The following is a 16,551-nucleotide window of genomic DNA, read 5'->3' on the forward strand; positions in this document are numbered from 1 at the left end:
TCAGGCCGCGAAGAGGCTGGTATAGCGTTTGATCCACGCCGGCTGGACGGCCGCGAGGGCCTTGTCGTCGTGCAGGATGGCCTTCTCCGCGATCTGCTGCGGCGACGGCACGAACGGGCGGCTTTCCGCCGGGATCACGGCCTTCGCGTTCACCGGCCCGTTCAGCACGTCCGCCGCCATCCGGCCCTGCACGCCCGCGTCGAGCGTGTGGTTGATGAACGCATGGATCAGATCGAGGTCGCCGGGGTGCGCTTTCGGAATCACCGTGAACATCAGTTGCGTCGCGAAGCCCTCCTTCATCCCGTACGTCACGCCCATCTTGTAGTCGGGTTTGCGGATCTGGTCGGGGAAGAACGCGGGCGAATAGATGCCACCGATGTCGAGCGAGCCGGTGCGGAACAGGTCGGCGATCTGGTTCGGGTTCTCGCCGAGCGTCATCACGCGATCCTTGAGCGCCGCGAGCTTGCGGAAGCCGGGCTCGATGTTCTGCTGCGAACCGCCGGCCAGCTTCGCGGCGACGATCGCGAGATCGACCGCCTCGGCCCATTCCGGCGGCGGCAGGAACAGGCGGCCCGCATATTTCGGATCCCACAGCGCTTCGTAGCTCGCGGGTGCGGTCTTGATGGTCGACGTGTTGTAGATCAGTCCGTCCGACCACAGCAGGTAGCCGATGCCGAACCCGTTCGCGCCCGTGCGGTACTGCGGCGCGACGTCCTTCAGGTTGGGCAGCCGGTTCAGGTCCGGCTTCGCGAGCAGGCCCGCGTCGGCGAGGCCCGCCGCGCCCACGCCGGCCAGCGTGATCACGTCGTAGGTCGGCCGCTCGCCGGCGGCCTTGACCTTGGCGACCATGCCCGACGTGCCGTCCGCACGGTCGGCGATCACGCGCGCGCCGGTCTGCTTGCTGAAGGTTTCCGCGATGTTGCGCAGCGCGGCCGCGCCGGTATCGTCAGACCACGTGAGCAGCCGAAGTGTCTTTCCCGCGAAACTGCTCGACTGTGCTTTCGCAGTACTGATGAATGGCATCGGAAGGGCGGATGCGGCGAGTGCCGTGCCGAGGGTTTTGATCACCTGCCTTCTGCCCGCCTTGAAGTGTTGCATGGCCGTCTCCTGATGAACGATGCCGGGTGGTTCGATGCCGGTCGCCGAACGGCGGCGCGGGGTGTGGATGAACTGTAGGGAGGTCAAATTTCCGCAACAAACGAAATATCCGCATGCGCGGCATGAGATAAACGCATGAGCCCGGCGGCCTCAGCGGGCCGGCATCATGACCTGCTTGATCTCCTGGAACGCAGCCAGCCCGAACGGACCGAGCTCGCGCCCGACGCTGCTGCGCTTGTAGCCGCCCCATGAGGTTTGCGGATAGATCAGCTGCGGTGTGTTGATCCACACGACGCCTGCCTCGAGTGCGTCGGCGACCCGCTTGCCGCGTGCCGTGTCGCGCGTGACGATGGTCGCGACGAGCCCGTATTCGGTATCGTTGGCGGCCGCGATCGCGTCGTCCTCGGTATCGAATGTGCGGACGCACAGCACCGGCCCGAAGATTTCGTCGCGCCACAGCGCGCTGTCGGTCGGCACGTCGGCGAACAGCGCGGGCCGGACGAAGTAACCGGGGCCGGCGGGCACGTCGCCGCCCGCCACCAGCCGCGCGCCGTCGGCGCGGCCTTGCGCGAGGTAGTGCTTCACGCGTTCGTATTGCGCACGGTTCGTCAGCGGGCCCATCTGCACGCCCTCGGCGAACGGCGGGCCGACGACGGTCGCGTCGATCCGCCGCGCGAGACGCACGATCAGGTCTTCGGCGAGCGGCGCGGCGACGAGCACGCGCGAGGTCGCCGAACACATCTGCCCGGCGTTGAACAGGCCGCCGCCGGCGATCAGCTCGACCGCCTGGTCGGGATCGGCGTCGTCGAACACGACGATCGACGACTTGCCGCCCAGTTCGAGGCCGATGCCCTTGATCGTGTCCGCGGCGGCTTTCATGACCTGCGCACCGACCCCCGTGCTGCCGGTAAACGACACCTTCGCGACGAGCGGATGCGCGCACAGCGGGGCGCCGACGTCGTGACCGGTGCCCGTCACGACGTTCAGCACGCCGGGCGGCAGGCCCGCCGCGGCGGCGATCGCGGCGAGTTCGAGTTCGGGCAGCGGCGTGATCTCGGACGGCTTCAGCACGACGGTGCAGCCGGCTGCGAGCGCGGGCGCGAGCTTCCACGCCGTCGTCACCATCGGGAAATTCCACGGCACGATCAGCGCGGCGACGCCGGCCGGTTCGCGCCGGATCCACGCGCGGTGGTGATCGTCGGGTAGCGCGACCTCGGTTTCGCCGTCCGTGTCGAGCCGTTCGGCGAGGCCGGCGTAGTAGTCGAACGTGGCGATCACGTCGGCGACGTCGATCTCCGCTTCCGCGAACGGCTTGCCGTTGTTGAGCGACTGCAGTGCCGCGAGCCGCGCGCGGTGCGCGTCGACGCCGCGTGCGATCGCGCGGAGCAGGGCCGCGCGCGCGGTGCCCGTCGTGCGTTTCCAGCGGGGAAACGCGCGGGCCGCGGCCCGGACGGCGCGCTCGACGTCCGCGTCGTCGCCGGCATCGACCCGCGCGAGGACCGCTTCGGTCGACGGATCGACGACGGGCAGCGTGGCGCCGCCGACGCCGGGTCCCCACACGCCATCGATGAGGAGCCCGGTATGCAGCGGCGGATCGAAACGAAACGCGGCGGCCGGACTCATGGCTGCACCTGACCGAACCACGCCGCTTCGTCGATCTCGATCACAGTCGGAATCGCGCGCGCGGCGGCGTCGCGCAACGCGGCGGCCAGTGCGGCGGGCGTCGCGGCCGCGTGCGCCGCGCAGCCGAAGGCGCGCGCGAGCGCGACGAAATCGGGTGCGTACGGATCGACGCCGACCGGCGTGATGTCGCGCGCGATCATGTATTTGCGGATCTCGCCGTAACCGCGGTTGTTCCAGACGATCACGATCACCGGCAGGCGGGCCTCGACCGCGCTCGCGAGCTCCGGCAAAGTGAACTGCAGGCCGCCATCGCCGATCAGGCAGACGACCGGGCGCGCCGGCGCGGCGAGCTTCGCGCCGATCGCGGCGGGCAGCCCGTAGCCGAGCGTGCCGTAGCCGGTCGACGAGTTGAACCAGCTGCGCGGCGCGGGCGCGTCGTGGGTGAAATTGCCGACGTAGACGGGGCTCGTCGAATCGCCGGCGACGATCACGCCCGGCAGCGTCGTGACGACCGTGTCGATCAGTCGCGCCTGCGCGCGCACGTGGCCGTCGTGGCCGGACGCGATCTCGGCACGCACGGCGGCCACGCGTGAGGCACCCCAGCCGGCTTCCGGTGTCGGCGCGGGTTTTTCGTGCAGACGCGTCGACAGCGTGCCGAGCGCGAGCCGCGCATCGCCGGCGATGGCGATCTCCGCGCGGGCATTGCGCATCAGCTGCTGCGCATCGATGTCGATGCGCAGCAGCAGTCCGTCGATCGCGAAGCGACCGTCGAACGTGACGTCGTAATCCGTTTCGCCGAGCTCGGTGCCGACGGCGAGCACCACGTCGGCATCGCGGATCGCCGCGCGGGTGGCCGGCAGCGACTGGGTGGAGCCGATCAGCAGCGGATGGCCGGCCGGCAGCAGGCCCTTCGCGTTGATCGTCAGCGCGACGGGCGCATGCAGGCGTTCGGCGAGTTCGCGCAATTCGGCTGCCGCCTGCACGGCACCGCCGCCCGCCAGGATCAGCGGCCGGCGTGCGTGGGCGAGCAGGTCCGCGGCCGCCGCGAGCGCACCGGCGTCAGGTGCGGGGCGCGCGGGCAGCGCGGGCGGGGTGGCGGGCAGCGCGGGAGCCGGCATCACGATCACGTCGAGCGGAATCTCGATATGCACGGGCCGTGGCCGCGCGCTTTCGAAGACGGCGAATGCGCGCGCGAGGACCTGCGGCAGGTCGGCCGCGTCCAGCAGCGTGTGCGAGAACGCGGTGAGCCCCGCGAAGACGTTGCGCTGCGACGGCAGCTCGTGCAGACGGCCGTCGCCGCTGCCGAGCTCGCGCCGCGCGTTGACGCTCGAGATCACCAGCATCGGGATCGAATCCGCGTAGGCCTGTGCCATCGCGGTCGCGATATTGGTCATGCCGGGCCCGGTGATGATGAAGCAGACGCCCGGCCGGCCGGTGACGCGGGCATAACCGTCGGCCATGAAGCCGGCGCCCTGTTCGTGGCGCGGCGTCACATGGCGGATCGACGACTCGGCGAGCCCGCGATAGAGCTCGACGGTATGCACGCCGGGAATGCCGAACACGCATTCGACGTCGTAACGTTCGAGCAGGCCGACGAGTGCTTCGCCGCAAGTGCGGGGGCGGGCAAGGGACGGTGCCGGCGGGGCCGTGCGGGCCGCGGCGATGCAGGGAAGAGGGACTGGGCGGTTCATGGATCGTGACGTGCCGATTGGGAGGGTGAGTGGCCCGTACCGCAAACGAGGGGGCATGAAGCGGATTGTCGGCGTCGATCCGGGGCGCCAACAATCGATTAGTTTTCATGCCGCGCATGAGCGCCGTGCATGGCGATGCCTGATCGCGGGGACGTCGTGATTCGTCGGATGAATGGCGTGCGCGGGCACGCAACCGGCGCGCGCTAGCGTTCGCGTTTCGTCTTGCGTGCCGGCCGTGTGTCGCCAATCCTCTCCTTCATCGCATCGATGAACGCCCGCACCTTCGGCGTGGGCAGCCGCGTCGACGGATACACCGCATGAATTCCGGCCGGTGCCGAGCGCCACGCGGGCAGCAGCCGCACGAGCCGGCCGGCCGCGACGTCGTCCGCGGTCGAGAAATCCGTCAGCAACCCGAAGCCGCCGCCCGCGAGCACGATCGCGCGGCATGCGGTCGCGGTGTTCGATACGACCGGTGCGGCACAGCGGACGGCCGCGCTGCCGCCGCTCGCGTTGTCGAGTTCGAGCGTGTGCGGGCGCGGCAGCGTCGACAGCATCACGAACGGCAGCGCGGCGAGCGCATCCGGATCGCGCGGCAGCCCGTGTCGGGCGACGAACGCCGGGCTCGCCACCAGCCATTTCTCGTACGTGCCGAGCTGCACCGCGCGATAGTTCGAATCGGCGAGGCGGCCGATGCGGATCGCGACGTCGAGATTGTCCGCGACGAGATCGACGACGCGGTCGTTCGCCACCAGTTCGACGTCGAGCCCCGGATGCCGGTCGCGCAACGCGACGACGGCCGGAGCGACGACCAAAGCGCCGTAGTCGATCGGCACGCTCACGCGCAGCGTGCCGCGCAGCGGCCCGGCGTCGGACGATACTGCGTCGAGCGCGGTTTCGGTCGCGCGCACGATGTCGCGGCACGCGTCGTAGAACACGCGCCCCGCATCCGTCACGCTCAGCCGCCGCGTCGTGCGCACCAGCAGGTTCGTGCCGACCTCGGATTCGAGGCGCTGCATGTGCGTGCTGACGACCGTCTTCGCGAGGCCGAGCCGCTCGGCCGCGGCCGTCAGCGAGCCGGCCTCGACCACCGCGACGAAGATCGCCAGCCGGTTCAGGTTCACGTCGCGCAAGTCGGCCATCGTCGATTGTCCTATGAAAGAGGATAATGTTTCCGCGATTATCCGTCTTCTGGCGACGAACGGCGAGCGCTACGCTGGAGCCGTTCGTCGCCGATTCCCGGCGGCGCGAGAATCCGGAGTGTTTCCATGTCTGCCGCCCGCAAGCCTGCCTCGCCGATCCGCGTCTATTCGTTCCTGTTGTCCGGCCACGCGCACCGTGTCCGGTTGTTCCTGTCGCTGCTCGGGTTGCCGTCCAAAACCATCGACGTCGATCTCGCGGCCGGCGCGCAGCGGGAACCGGCGTTTCTCGCGTTGAATCCGCTCGGGCAGGTACCGGTGATCGACGACGGCGGCACCGTGATCGCCGATTCGAACGCGATCCTCGTCTACCTCGCGAAGCGCTACGGCGACGCCCACTGGCTGCCCGACGATCCGGTCGGCGCGGCCGTCGTGCAGCGCTGGCTGTCGTATGCGGCCGGCCCGATCGCGTCGGGCCCGGCTGCTGCGCGGCTCGTGACCGTGTTCGGCGCGCAGCTCGATCCGGAGGCCGCCAAGCGTACGGCCGCGAAGGTGCTCGACGTGATCGATCGCGAGCTGGCCGGCAAGCCGTTCGCGGCCGGCGCGCAGCCGACGATCGCGGACATCGCCGCTTATACGTACATCGCGCACGCACCGGAAGGCGGCGTGTCGCTCGAACCGTATCCGCACGTGCGCGCATGGCTGGCGCGTATCGAGGCGCTGCCGGGCTTCGTCGCGATGCCGACGACGCGCGCGGGCCTGCTCGCCGCGTAACCTCCCCTTCAACCAGGCCTCGTCAGGAGCATGCGATGAACGCGCCGACCGCCGTCGTACCGGGTTGGGAACTCGACACCGCGCCGTTTCACGCGGGCGAGCTTGCCGTGCAGCAGCGCGCAGGCGTGACGGACGCGGCGGGTGCGGCCGGCCGGCGCGGCATCCGGCGCTTCATGCCGGACCAGCACCGCGCGTTCTTCGCGCAACTGCCGTTCTTCGTGCTCGGCGGCGTCGATGCGCACGGTCAGCCGTGGGCGACGCTGCGCGCCGGTGCGCCGGGTTTCGTCACGTCGCCGGACCCGCGCACGCTGCGCATCGCGGCGCGCGCGCTGCCGGGCGATCCGCTGGCCGGTACCTGGCAACCGGGCGCGGCGCTCGGCGGGCTCGGGATCGAATTCGATACGCGGCGGCGCAATCGCGTGAACGGCGTCGTGCGCGCGGTCGACGGCGATGCGCTGACGATCGCCGTCGAGCAGAGCTTCGGCAACTGCGCGAAGTACATCCAGGGCCGCAAGCCCACTTTCATCGCACGCGAAGCCGATGCGGCCGTCGCGCCCGACGTGTCGGACGCATTGAGCGACGCCGACCGCGCGCTGCTCGCGCAGGCCGATACGTTCTTCGTCGCGAGCGCGAACACGTCGGCGGAGGCGGGCGCCGCGCGCGGCGCGGACGTGTCGCATCGCGGCGGGATGCCGGGCTTCGTGCGCGTCGACGATGCGAACACGCTGACGACGCCCGATTTCAGCGGCAACCGCTTCTTCAACACGCTCGGCAACCTGCAGCACGATCCGCGCGCGGGGCTGCTGTTCATCGATTTCGACAGCGGCGACGTGCTGGTTGTCGCCGCGCGCGCGGAGATCGTGTGGGACGGGCCGCTCGTCGCGTCGTTCGACGGCGCGCAGCGTGTCGTGCGGTTCCATGTGCGGGAAGTGCGGCGCCTGCGTGCGGTGCTGCCGTTCCGGTGGTCGGCGGTCGAGCGCGCGCCGCAGTTCGCGGCGACGGCGGCGGCTTCGCCGGGCGCCGCGCAGGCGGTCCCGGTGCCGTCCGCCGTGCCTGCATCGGCACCCGCATGGCGGCCGTTGCGCATCGCGAAGATCGTCGACGAAGCGCGCGCGATCCGGTCGTTTCATTTCGAACCGGCGGATGGCGGCGTGCTGCCGGCCTACGAAGCCGGACAGCACCTGACGCTGCGCGTCGCGCTGCCGGGCGGCGATGCGCCGGCGATTCGCAGCTACACGCTGTCGGATGCGCCGGGCGGCGCGCATTACCGGATCACCGTGAAGCGCGAAGGGCGCGTATCGGCGTGGCTGCACGATCATGCGCTGGCCGGCATGACGTTCGACGCGCAGATGCCGCGCGGCCGCTTCACGTTCGATCTCGCGAGCCCGCGCCCGGCCGTGCTCGTGTCGGCCGGCATCGGCATCACGCCGATGGTCGCGATGCTGCGCCGCGCACTGGCCGACGACACGCCGTCGCGCCGCGTGGTGTTCGTGCATGGCGCACGCGATGCGGCCGACCGGCCGTTCGCGGCGCAACTCGCGGCCATCGCGGCCGCCGACGCGCGCCTGTCGCTGCACTGGTTCGACAGTCATCCTGACGAACGCTCGGCCGCACAGGCCGGCCGCATCGACGTCACGCAGCTGAAGCGGATCCTGTCGTTCGACGACTACGACTTCTACCTGTGCGGGCCCGCGGCGTTCATGCGCGACCTGTACGACGGGCTGCGCGCGCTGAACGTGCCGGACGAACGCATCCGCTTCGAGGCGTTCGGGCCGTCGAGCGTCTCGCGTCGTGTGGCGCGCGAGACGCTCGCGCGAGCGGCGCCGGGCGTGCCGGTCGTGTTCCGGCGCACGGCGCGCGAAACCGCGTGGACACCTGCCGACGGCACGCTGCTCGAATTCGCCGAGGGGCAGGGCGTGGCCGTGCCGTCCGAATGCCGTTCCGGCTCGTGCGGCACCTGCGCGACGCGCGTGCTGTCCGGCGCGGTCGACTACGCGCAAACGCCCGACGCGCCGGTCGAACCGGGCTGCGCGCTGCTGTGCGTCGCGCGGCCCGCGCCAGGCGCCGCGGAGCCGCTCGTGCTCGACCGCTGACGCACCCTGCGACACGCCGCCGCAGACGGCCTGCTGCGCGAAAAGCGCGCGCAACTGCTTCTTTTTTCGGATGCCGGTCGGATCGACGATAGCGTCAACCGATTCGATGAAAGGAGCCCATCATGAAACTGCTCGGCATGGTCCGCCTGGTCCTGTGGAGTTTCTTCGGCGTGCGCAACAGCAAGTCGCACGCGACCGATCTCGCGAACGCCAACTTCACGTTGCTGCCGTTCGTGGCGATCCTGCTTGCGCTGCTGGTCGGCGCGGTGATCTACGGCGTCGTGCATCTCGTCGTCGATCCGACCGTGACGATGCAGGGGTTCTGAGCGGTGTCGAACCGGTAGCGGGCCGTGATTCCCGCGCCGGTTTTCGTCCGTTCGACCGGCGCGTGACCGCACCGGTCGTCGAGGTCGCCGCGCACGATGCGCGGCGCGATCGCGCCGCCGCCGCCGGCGCGCCCTCCGCAGCCTATTTCCCCCATCCCGCCGTTCCCGCCTCCCGTTCCGCCCGATTCCACGGCCATCGGTCCCGCCCGGGGTAAAATGCGCGCCACGCCGCGATGTCGCGCGCGACGGGCAGGCCGCCGTTCCGACGAACGGCCGGCGCAAGCGCCCGCCGCCCGCACCGGGGCGTTCGAAGCGTCCCCCGCATGACACGACCGCGCGATGCCGCCGGCCGCCCGCCCGCTCCCGACGAATCCGTCGGCGGCTGCGTCGGTGCCCGGCGCGTCACCTGAATCCGATGTCCCATCCCGCGTCTTCCTGGCTGACCGGCATGCGTGCGTGCCATATCGTCCGGTTCGTCTGATGAATGGCGTGTCGCCGCACGCGGCCGGTGACGGTGCGGATTGCGTCCGCGGGGGCATGCTTCGCAGCTTCGTAACGGGTTTCGACAGGGTCGAGTGGCGAGTTTTCCATCCAGAACAATGACGGTGAATCGAACAACAGCGGCGTCCGCACGGCGGCGGCGCACCAAGGTCGGGCTCGGAGTCGGCCTCGGCATCACGCTTTTCGCGGCGCAGGCCGCCGCGGCACCGGGTGACGCGCCCGCACCGGACGCCGATGCGGCCGGCACCGCGACGCTGCCCGCGATCACGGTGAGCGGCGAGCGCGGCGGCACGCTGCGCGCGCGGAATGCGTCGGTGGCCGGGCTCGACGACGCGCCGCTGCGCGACACGCCCGCGTCGGTGAACGTCGTCACGCGCGCGCTGATCGACGACCAGCAGGCGAAGCGGCTGAGCGACGTCGTGCGCAACGACGCATCGGTCGTCAACGACTACGCGCCGGTCGGCTATTTCGAAGGCTTCGCGATCCGCGGTTTTCCGGTCGATCTCGCGAGTGCGATCCGGATCGACGGGCTGACGGTGTCGGGCGAGCAGAACGTGCCGCTCGAGAACAAGGAGCGCGTCGAGATCCTGAAGGGGCTGGCCGGCATCGACAGCGGCGTCGTCGCGCCGGGCGGCGTGATCAACTTCGTGACCAAGCGCTCCGCGAACGTCGCGAGCGTGACGGGCGGCGTCGACAGCCGCGGCTCGACGTCGGCGGCCGTCGATCTCGGCCGCCGCTTCGGCCCCGACCATCAGTTCGGCTTCCGGATCAACGCCGCGAAGGAGAACATGCACGCCTACATCGACGGCACGAACGGACGGCGCACGTTCGGCTCGATCGCCGCCGACTGGGACATCAGCCCGCGCGCGAGCCTGCAGCTCAACGCCGAATTCCAGCAGTGGATCCAGCGCTCGGCGCCCGGTTACCAGTTGCTCGGCGGCACCGTCGTGCCGTCGGTCAAGACGACGTCGAAGGCGCTCGGCACGCAGCCGTGGGCGAAACCGGTGACGACCGATGCGCTGAACCTGAACGCCCGCTTCGACTACCAGTTCAACGACGACTGGAAGGCGTATGTCGCCGCGGGCCGCAGCCGCACGATGATCGACGACAACAGCGCGTTCGCGTACGGTTGCTATTACGCGGCAAGCTGCACGGCCGGCGCGACGTCGCCGTTTTTCTTCGGCGCGAACGGCGACTACGACGTGTACGACTTCCGCAGCCCCGGCGAATACCGGCGCAACGACGACCTGCGCGCCGTCACGACCGGCAAGTTCGCGACGGGACCGCTGCGGCACGAACTGACGCTCGGCGTAAGCGTGCAGCGTCGCGTCGTGCACATGGCGACCGCCGTGTACGACTATGTCGGCAGCGAGAACATCGACGGACCCGACGTCACGTTTGCACCGTCGCCGAATACGCCCGGGTCGTCGTATCCGCAGCTCGATTCGTGGCAGTACGGCGTGTTCGGGCTCGACCGCATCAGCATCGGCGAACACTGGCAGGTGCTCGCGGGCGGCAAGGAAGTGCTGCTGCGCCAGCGCAGCTGGAGCAGTCCCGACGGCGACACGACGCACACCGACCGCTCGGTGTTCCTGCCGCAGGTCGCGCTCGTCTACAAGCCGGTCAACGTGCTGTCGCTGTATGCGTCGTACAGCAAGGCGCTGTCGCTCGGCGACCAGGCGCCGGTGCGCGCGACCAATGCGTATGCGTTCCTGCCGCCGGTCGAATCGCACCAGATCGAGGTCGGCGCGAAATACGACTGGCTCGACCGGCTGAGCCTCACGGCCGCCGTGTTCTCGATCAGCAAGCCGTTCCAGTTCGCCGACCCGGATGCGTCGGGCACCGCCTACACGTTCGTGCAGCGCGGCACGCAGCGGCACCAGGGGATCGAGCTCGGCGCGGCCGGGCGCGTGACCGAGCGGCTGGGGCTGACGGCCAGCGTCGCGGCGATCCGCGCCCGCGCGTACGATTCGGGGTCGCCGGCCTACGAAGGGCACCAGATCATCAACGTGCCCGCGCTGCGCGCGTCGCTGTATGCGGATTACGCGGTGCCGGGCGTGGCAGGGCTGAACGTGCTCGGCGGTGTCGAGTACAGCGCGGCGCGCAACGCGAACGAGGAAGGCACCGCGCGCGTGCCGTCATGGTTCGTGTTCAATCTCGGCGCGCGCTATACGACGAAGATCGGCGGCCATCGCACGGTACTGCGCGTGTCGGTCGACAACCTGTTCAACAAGTTCTACTGGCGCGACGCGGGCGAGCAGCAGGGCGATGCGTACCTGTTCCCGGGGGCGCCGCGCACCGCGCGCGTGTCGTTGACCTATGATTTCTGATGACCGGGAACCGGCTGCGTGACGCGCGGCCCCGGCAGCCAACCAGGAGAGCACAGACGATGTCCCCACTCGAAATCGCCGGCGTGATCGTCAGCGCGCTCGCGATCTGGCTGACCGCGAAGCGCCGCATGCTGTGCTGGCCGGTCGGGCTCGCGTCGGTTGCGCTGTACGGCTGGATCTTCTTCGATGCGAAGCTGTATTCGGACATGCTGCTGCAGGGCGCGTTCGCGGTGCTGCAGGTGTACGGCTGGCAGCGCTGGCTCGCGCAGCGCGCGAGCGAAGCCGGCGGCGGCGGCGCGGCGCCGGCCGGCGACGTCGCGCCCGTCACCGGCGTGCGGCCGCGCCAGATGCTGCCCGACCTGGTCGCGGCCGTCATCGGCAGCGCGCTGCTCGGCGGCATGATGGCACGCTGGACCGACGCGGCGCTGCCGTTCGTCGACGCGTCGCTGACCGCGTTCAGCCTCGTCGCGCAATACTGGACCGCGCGGCGCTATATCGCGTCGTGGGGACTGTGGATCGTCGTGAACGTCGTCTACGTCGGGATGTTCGTGTTCAAGGAACTGTATCTGACGGCCGGACTCTATGCGCTGTTCATCGGGCTGGCCGTCGTCGGCTGGCGCGACTGGAGCCGGACCGCCGCCGCGTTGCGCGCGGCGGCCGGCGGCGCGCTGGCGCCGGGCGGCGGCGCGCGCTGATTCACGCACGGATTCAATCACGGAGCAACGTCGTTCATGTCATTCCCCCTCGAGCCGGACGGCCCCCTGTCGCGTGACGTCGCACCGCCGCAATTCGGCGTCGACGGCGAGCAGGCCGAACGCGACTGGCCGCTGATGACGCACGGCGAGGTGGCGGCCATACTCGCGCGGATCGATGGCGCGGGCGAGCCGGCGCGGCTGACGTGGCACAGCCCGCGGCAGTTCGCGGCGGCGGTGCTCGTGCGGATGGCGGACGGGCGCGGGTTGTTCGTCAAGCGTCATCATGCGAGCCTGCGCGATGTCGCGGGCCTCGAGGAAGAGCATCGCTTCATCGCGCATCTGCGCGAACGCGGCATCCCCGTGGTGGACGTGCTGGCCGGTCGCGACGGCGCGACCGCGTTTGCGTCCGGCGAGTGGACGTACGAGGTGCACGTGCTCGCGCCCGGCGTCGATCCGTATCGCGGCGTGATGTCGTGGCAACCGTTCATGCATCCTTCGCACGCCTACGCGGCCGGCCGCGCGCTGGCCGAGCTGCATCGCGCGTCGGCCGGTTACGCTGCGCCGGCGCGCCCCGTACGGACGCTGCTGTCGAGTTTTCGCGTGCTGTCGTCCGCCGATCTGGCCGGCGCGCTCGAACGCTGGGTCGAGGCGCAGCCGCTGCTCGTGCATGCACTCGGTTCGCGCGACTGGCGCGGCGACGTGGCCGACGCGATCGGCCCGTATCACGCGCGCCTCGTGCCGCTGCTGCCCGCGTTGCCGCCGTTGTGGACGCACGGCGACTGGCACGCGTCGAACCTGATGTGGACCGGGGCGGGCCCCGGCGCACAGGTGCGGACCGTGCTCGATTTCGGCCTGTCGGATCGTACCTGCGCGGTGATGGACCTCGCGCTCGCGATCGAGCGCAATACGATCGACTGGATGGCGCCGGCCGATGCGCGGCGCATCGAGTACGACCAGATCGACGCGCTGCTCGACGGTTACGAATCGCTCGAACCGCTGAACGACGACGCGTATGCCGCGCTGGTCGCGCTGCTGCCGATCGTGCATACGGAGTTCGCGCTGTCGGAAGTCGCGTATTTCGGCTGCATCATCGATGCGCCGGCGATCGTCGACATCGCGTACGATGGCTACCTGATCGGGCACGCGCGCTGGTTCGGCGAGCGCGACGGGCGGCAACTGCTCGACTGGCTCGTGCAACGCCGGCGCGCGAAACAACCCGTCACCTGATTCGCGTGCGGGGCGGCGGCCCGCGCGTGCCGAAGCCCCGAGCCTCCGCAGTCTTTCGCGCGGCCGTCGCGCCGCACGCTCACCGAACCTTCCCGATCGTCAAAACGGGGCGCCGTCCCCGCGGGGCGCCGCGCGTCTGCGTGCGGCTGCGCCCAACATGACGGAAATATCATCTTCGCCTCATGTTCGCACTGCGGCCCGCCCGTAGCATCGGTCGCAAACCGTTACCGCAGAACCGAACATGCTCAAGCTCTCTCTCGCCGCGGCCGTCGCCTTCGCGATGGCCGCGACGGCGTATGCGCAGCCGTCGTTGCCGCCGCCGGCTCCGGCTGCCGCCGGCAGCGCCGCACCGATCGGCGCACCGCCGTCCGACGCACGTCCCGCCCCGTCGTTGACGCTTTCCGATGCACTCGCCGTCGCGGCCCGGAACAATCCGTCGCTGCGCGGCGCGCGCGCGGACGTCGATGCGTCGGCCGGCGCGCTGCTGCAGGCCGGCGCGCGCCCCAATCCCGAAGTGTCGTTCCTGCAGGAGAGCTTCCGCAGCAACGAACGTACGTCGACCGCGCTGATCAACCAGACCATCGAACTGGGCGGCAAGCGCCGCGCGCGGCTCGACGTCGCGTCGTACGGCCGCGAGTCGGCCGGCGCGTCGCTCGACGAGCAGGGTGCGGTCGTGCGCGCCGACGTGATCGCCGCGTTCTACGGGCTGCTCGCCGCGCAGCGGCAGCTCCAGGTCACCGAGGAATCGGCCGCGATCGCCGCGCGCTCTGCGGATCTCGCGGGGCGCCGCGCGCAGGCCGGCAAGGTGTCGCCGGTCGAGGCGACGAAGGCGCAGGTGGCGGCGGCCGGCGTGCGGATCGAAGTCGTGACGGCGCGCGGCAAGGTGGACGTCGCGCGCGAGAAGCTGAACGCGGTGATGGGCGAAGCGCGCGGCGACCGGCTCGCCGTGCTCGGCGACCTCGAAACCGTGCCGCCGGTCGAGCCGCTGCCCGCGCTGACCGCGCAGCTCGACGATGCGCCGCTCGCGCGGATCGCGCGCGCCGAGATGCTGCGCTCGAATGCGGCCGTGTCGCTCGAACGTGCGAGGCGCATTCCGGACGTGACGGTCAGCGCGGGCGTGAAGCGCGTGACGACGGGCGGCGTGCCCGACAACCAGGCCGTGGTCGGCGTATCGATCCCGATTCCGCTGTTCAACACGAACAAGGGCGCGCTGCTCGAGGCGACGCACAAGGCCGAGCGCGCGAATGCCGATCTCGATCGCGAACGCATGCGCCTGCGGCTGGCGCTCACGCAAGCCTACGCGAATTTCGAGGCCGCCGAGCAGGAAGCGCAGCGGCTGAAGTCCGACATCCTGCCGGCCGCGCGCGTCGCGCTCGACGCGATGTCGCGCGGCTACGAACTCGGGAAGTTCAGCTTCCTCGACGTGCTCGATGCACAGCGCACGCTGTTCCAGGGGCAGTCGCAATACGTGCGCGCGCTCGCCGACGCCCATTCGGCCCGCGCCGATATCGGCCGCCTCGTCGGCACGCCGCTCGCGGCCGTCGCGCAATAAGCGGCACTCTTACCGGAAGGATCATCATGTCACGCAGCAGAATCTTCGTTATCGCGGCGGCCGTGCTCGGCGGCGCAGGGATCGTGATCGGCGCGCTCGCCGTTACACGCGGCGGGAGCAACCCTTCGGCGCCCGCGGGCGCCGAAGCCGCGCAGCCGGCCGATGGCGCCGGCGCGCACGGCGGTGTCGTGCTGAAGCGCGGCAAGCTGTCCGTCGAGATCGTGATGACGGAAAAGCCCGGCGACGCGCGGCTCGTCGTCTATCCGTTCGTCGACGGCAAACCGGCCGACCAGGGCGTCACCGTGTCCGGCACGCTGGTGCGGTACGACCGCACGCGCGAGCCGTTGCGTTTCGACGCGTCGGGCCCGAAGTTCGTGTCCGCCCAGTCGATCGCGAAGCCGCACGTGTTCGACGCGACGATCGACGTGAAGGCCGGCAGCGACGCCGCATCGTTCCCGTTCGCGCGCGCCGACGGCGCGATCGCGCTGACCGACGCGCAACTGACGGCGTCGAGGATCGCACTCGCGAAGGCCGGCCCCGCGCAGATCGCGACGCCATTCCAGCTGCCGGGCGAGATCAAGTTCAACGAGGACCGCACCGCGCACGTCGTGCCGCGCGTGGCCGGCATCGTCGAGCAGGTGTCGGTATCGCTCGGGCAGAACATCGCGAAGGGGCAGGTGCTCGCGGTGATCGCCAGCACCGACCTGGCCGACCGCCGCAGCGAACTGCTGACGGCCGAGCGCCGGCTGTCGGGCGCGCGTGCGACCTACGCGCGCGAACGGACGCTGTGGCAGGAGCGCATCTCGGCCGAGCAGGACTACCAGCAGGCGCAGGTGCAGTTGCGCGAGGCCGAGATCGCCGTGCAGAATGCGCGGCAGAAGCTCGCCGCGCTGAATGCGCCGGCCGGCGCGGGGGCATTGAACCGCTACGAACTGCGTGCGCCGTTCGCGGGCACGATCGTCGAGAAACACGCGACGCCCGGCGAGGCGATCGCCGCCGATGCGAGCCTGTTCGTGATTTCCGACCTGTCGACCGTCTGGGCCGAGATGGCCGTGCCGGCGCAGCGGCTGAACGACGTGCGCGTCGGCCGCGACGCGACCGTCAGCGCGACCGCGTTCGAATCGCGTTCGAGCGGCCCGATCGCATACGTCGGCTCGCTGCTCGGCGAACAGACGCGTACCGCACCCGCGCGTGTCGTGCTGCCGAACCCGGACGGCGTGTGGCGCCCGGGGATGTTCGTGAACGTGTCGGTCGACACGGGCAAGCAGGGCGTACCGCTCGCGGTCGCGAGCGAGGCGCTGCAGGATGTCGACGGCGCGCCGTCGGTGTTCGTGCGCTCGCCGAAGGGGTTCGTCGCGCAGGCCGTCGAGACGGGGCGGCGCGACGAGCGCGCGACCGAGGTGCTGAAGGGGTTGAAGCCGGGCCAGGAATACGCGGCGTCGAACAGCTTCGTGCTGAAGGCCGAACTCGGCAAGGGGAGCGCCGAACATGAATGAGCGATATGT

The 16,551-nt window shown here is 70.5% G+C and carries 12 protein-coding genes; 8 read left to right on the forward strand and 4 right to left on the reverse strand.

Annotated features, from left to right (window positions below; translation table 11 throughout):
* From WJ12_RS23515 to WJ12_RS23530, 4 genes are all read right to left on the reverse strand, one after another.
* Window positions 1-1,098 (reverse strand): ABC transporter substrate-binding protein, encoded by a 1,098-nt coding sequence (locus tag WJ12_RS23515; protein ID WP_034185574.1) that lies wholly within the window; start codon window positions 1,096-1,098, stop codon window positions 1-3.
* Between the two features lie 150 nt (window positions 1,099-1,248).
* Window positions 1,249-2,721: an aldehyde dehydrogenase family protein gene (locus tag WJ12_RS23520; RefSeq protein WP_059558629.1), complete on the reverse strand. Its 1,473-nt coding sequence runs from the start codon at window positions 2,719-2,721 to the stop codon at window positions 1,249-1,251.
* Window positions 2,718-4,412, reverse strand: a complete 1,695-nt coding sequence (locus WJ12_RS23525) for a 5-guanidino-2-oxopentanoate decarboxylase (RefSeq protein WP_082744718.1) — start codon at window positions 4,410-4,412, stop codon at window positions 2,718-2,720. The genes WJ12_RS23520 and WJ12_RS23525 overlap by 4 nt, the downstream gene beginning before the upstream one ends.
* A gap of 203 nt (window positions 4,413-4,615) precedes the next feature.
* The gene (locus WJ12_RS23530; RefSeq protein ID WP_059558626.1) at window positions 4,616-5,551 is read right to left on the reverse strand and encodes a LysR family transcriptional regulator; all 936 of its coding nucleotides are present in this window, start codon (window positions 5,549-5,551) and stop codon (window positions 4,616-4,618) included.
* A gap of 126 nt (window positions 5,552-5,677) precedes the next feature.
* Here WJ12_RS23530 and WJ12_RS23535 point away from each other — a divergent pair, with 126 nt between their 5' ends.
* The 8 genes from WJ12_RS23535 (at window position 5,678) to WJ12_RS23575 (ending at window position 16,542) form a co-directional block, all read left to right on the forward strand.
* Complete coding sequence (locus WJ12_RS23535; protein ID WP_059558623.1) at window positions 5,678-6,322, forward strand: glutathione S-transferase family protein; 645 nt, start codon at window positions 5,678-5,680, stop codon at window positions 6,320-6,322.
* Between the two features lie 35 nt (window positions 6,323-6,357).
* Complete coding sequence (locus tag WJ12_RS23540; protein WP_069245852.1) at window positions 6,358-8,415, forward strand: pyridoxamine 5'-phosphate oxidase family protein; 2,058 nt, start codon at window positions 6,358-6,360, stop codon at window positions 8,413-8,415.
* A 122-nt stretch (window positions 8,416-8,537) separates the two neighbouring features.
* Entirely contained in the window at window positions 8,538-8,741 is a 204-nt protein-coding gene (locus WJ12_RS23545; protein WP_034185578.1) for a DUF2970 domain-containing protein, read from the forward strand.
* 599 nt (window positions 8,742-9,340) lie between these two features.
* A complete protein-coding gene (locus tag WJ12_RS23555; protein ID WP_059558616.1) occupies window positions 9,341-11,572 on the forward strand; it encodes a TonB-dependent siderophore receptor in 2,232 nt (743 codons plus the stop codon).
* 59 nt (window positions 11,573-11,631) lie between these two features.
* Entirely contained in the window at window positions 11,632-12,267 is a 636-nt protein-coding gene (gene pnuC, locus WJ12_RS23560; RefSeq protein WP_059558612.1) for a nicotinamide riboside transporter PnuC, read from the forward strand.
* Between the two features lie 36 nt (window positions 12,268-12,303).
* Window positions 12,304-13,494, forward strand: a complete 1,191-nt coding sequence (locus WJ12_RS23565; protein ID WP_069245854.1) for a phosphotransferase enzyme family protein — start codon at window positions 12,304-12,306, stop codon at window positions 13,492-13,494.
* Window positions 13,495-13,735: 241 nt separating this feature from the next.
* On the forward strand, window positions 13,736-15,046 hold the full coding sequence (locus tag WJ12_RS23570; protein ID WP_069245855.1) for a TolC family protein: 1,311 nt from the start codon (window positions 13,736-13,738) through the stop codon (window positions 15,044-15,046).
* Between the two features lie 26 nt (window positions 15,047-15,072).
* Entirely contained in the window at window positions 15,073-16,542 is a 1,470-nt protein-coding gene (locus WJ12_RS23575) for an efflux RND transporter periplasmic adaptor subunit (RefSeq protein ID WP_069245856.1), read from the forward strand.
* Window positions 16,543-16,551: the final 9 nt, after the last annotated feature.

The organism is Burkholderia seminalis (assembly GCF_001718535.1).
Taxonomy (GTDB): Bacteria; Pseudomonadota; Gammaproteobacteria; order Burkholderiales; family Burkholderiaceae; genus Burkholderia; species Burkholderia seminalis.

Excerpts from the sequence above, each read along its gene's own strand:
- WJ12_RS23565 (WP_069245854.1), top strand. The coding sequence starts at position 12,304 with ATGTCATTCCCCCTCGAGCCGGACGGCCCCCTGTCGCGTGACGTCGCA.
- WJ12_RS23515 (WP_034185574.1), bottom strand. The coding sequence starts at position 1,098 with ATGCAACACTTCAAGGCGGGCAGAAGGCAGGTGATCAAAACCCTCGGC.
- WJ12_RS23540 (WP_069245852.1), top strand. The coding sequence starts at position 6,358 with ATGAACGCGCCGACCGCCGTCGTACCGGGTTGGGAACTCGACACCGCG.
- WJ12_RS23520 (WP_059558629.1), bottom strand. The coding sequence starts at position 2,721 with ATGAGTCCGGCCGCCGCGTTTCGTTTCGATCCGCCGCTGCATACCGGG.
- pnuC (WP_059558612.1), top strand. The coding sequence starts at position 11,632 with ATGTCCCCACTCGAAATCGCCGGCGTGATCGTCAGCGCGCTCGCGATC.
- WJ12_RS23575 (WP_069245856.1), top strand. The coding sequence starts at position 15,073 with ATGTCACGCAGCAGAATCTTCGTTATCGCGGCGGCCGTGCTCGGCGGC.
- WJ12_RS23530 (WP_059558626.1), bottom strand. The coding sequence starts at position 5,551 with ATGGCCGACTTGCGCGACGTGAACCTGAACCGGCTGGCGATCTTCGTC.
- WJ12_RS23535 (WP_059558623.1), top strand. The coding sequence starts at position 5,678 with ATGTCTGCCGCCCGCAAGCCTGCCTCGCCGATCCGCGTCTATTCGTTC.
- WJ12_RS23570 (WP_069245855.1), top strand. The coding sequence starts at position 13,736 with ATGCTCAAGCTCTCTCTCGCCGCGGCCGTCGCCTTCGCGATGGCCGCG.
- WJ12_RS23555 (WP_059558616.1), top strand. The coding sequence starts at position 9,341 with ATGACGGTGAATCGAACAACAGCGGCGTCCGCACGGCGGCGGCGCACC.
- WJ12_RS23545 (WP_034185578.1), top strand. The coding sequence starts at position 8,538 with ATGAAACTGCTCGGCATGGTCCGCCTGGTCCTGTGGAGTTTCTTCGGC.
- WJ12_RS23525 (WP_082744718.1), bottom strand. The coding sequence starts at position 4,412 with ATGAACCGCCCAGTCCCTCTTCCCTGCATCGCCGCGGCCCGCACGGCC.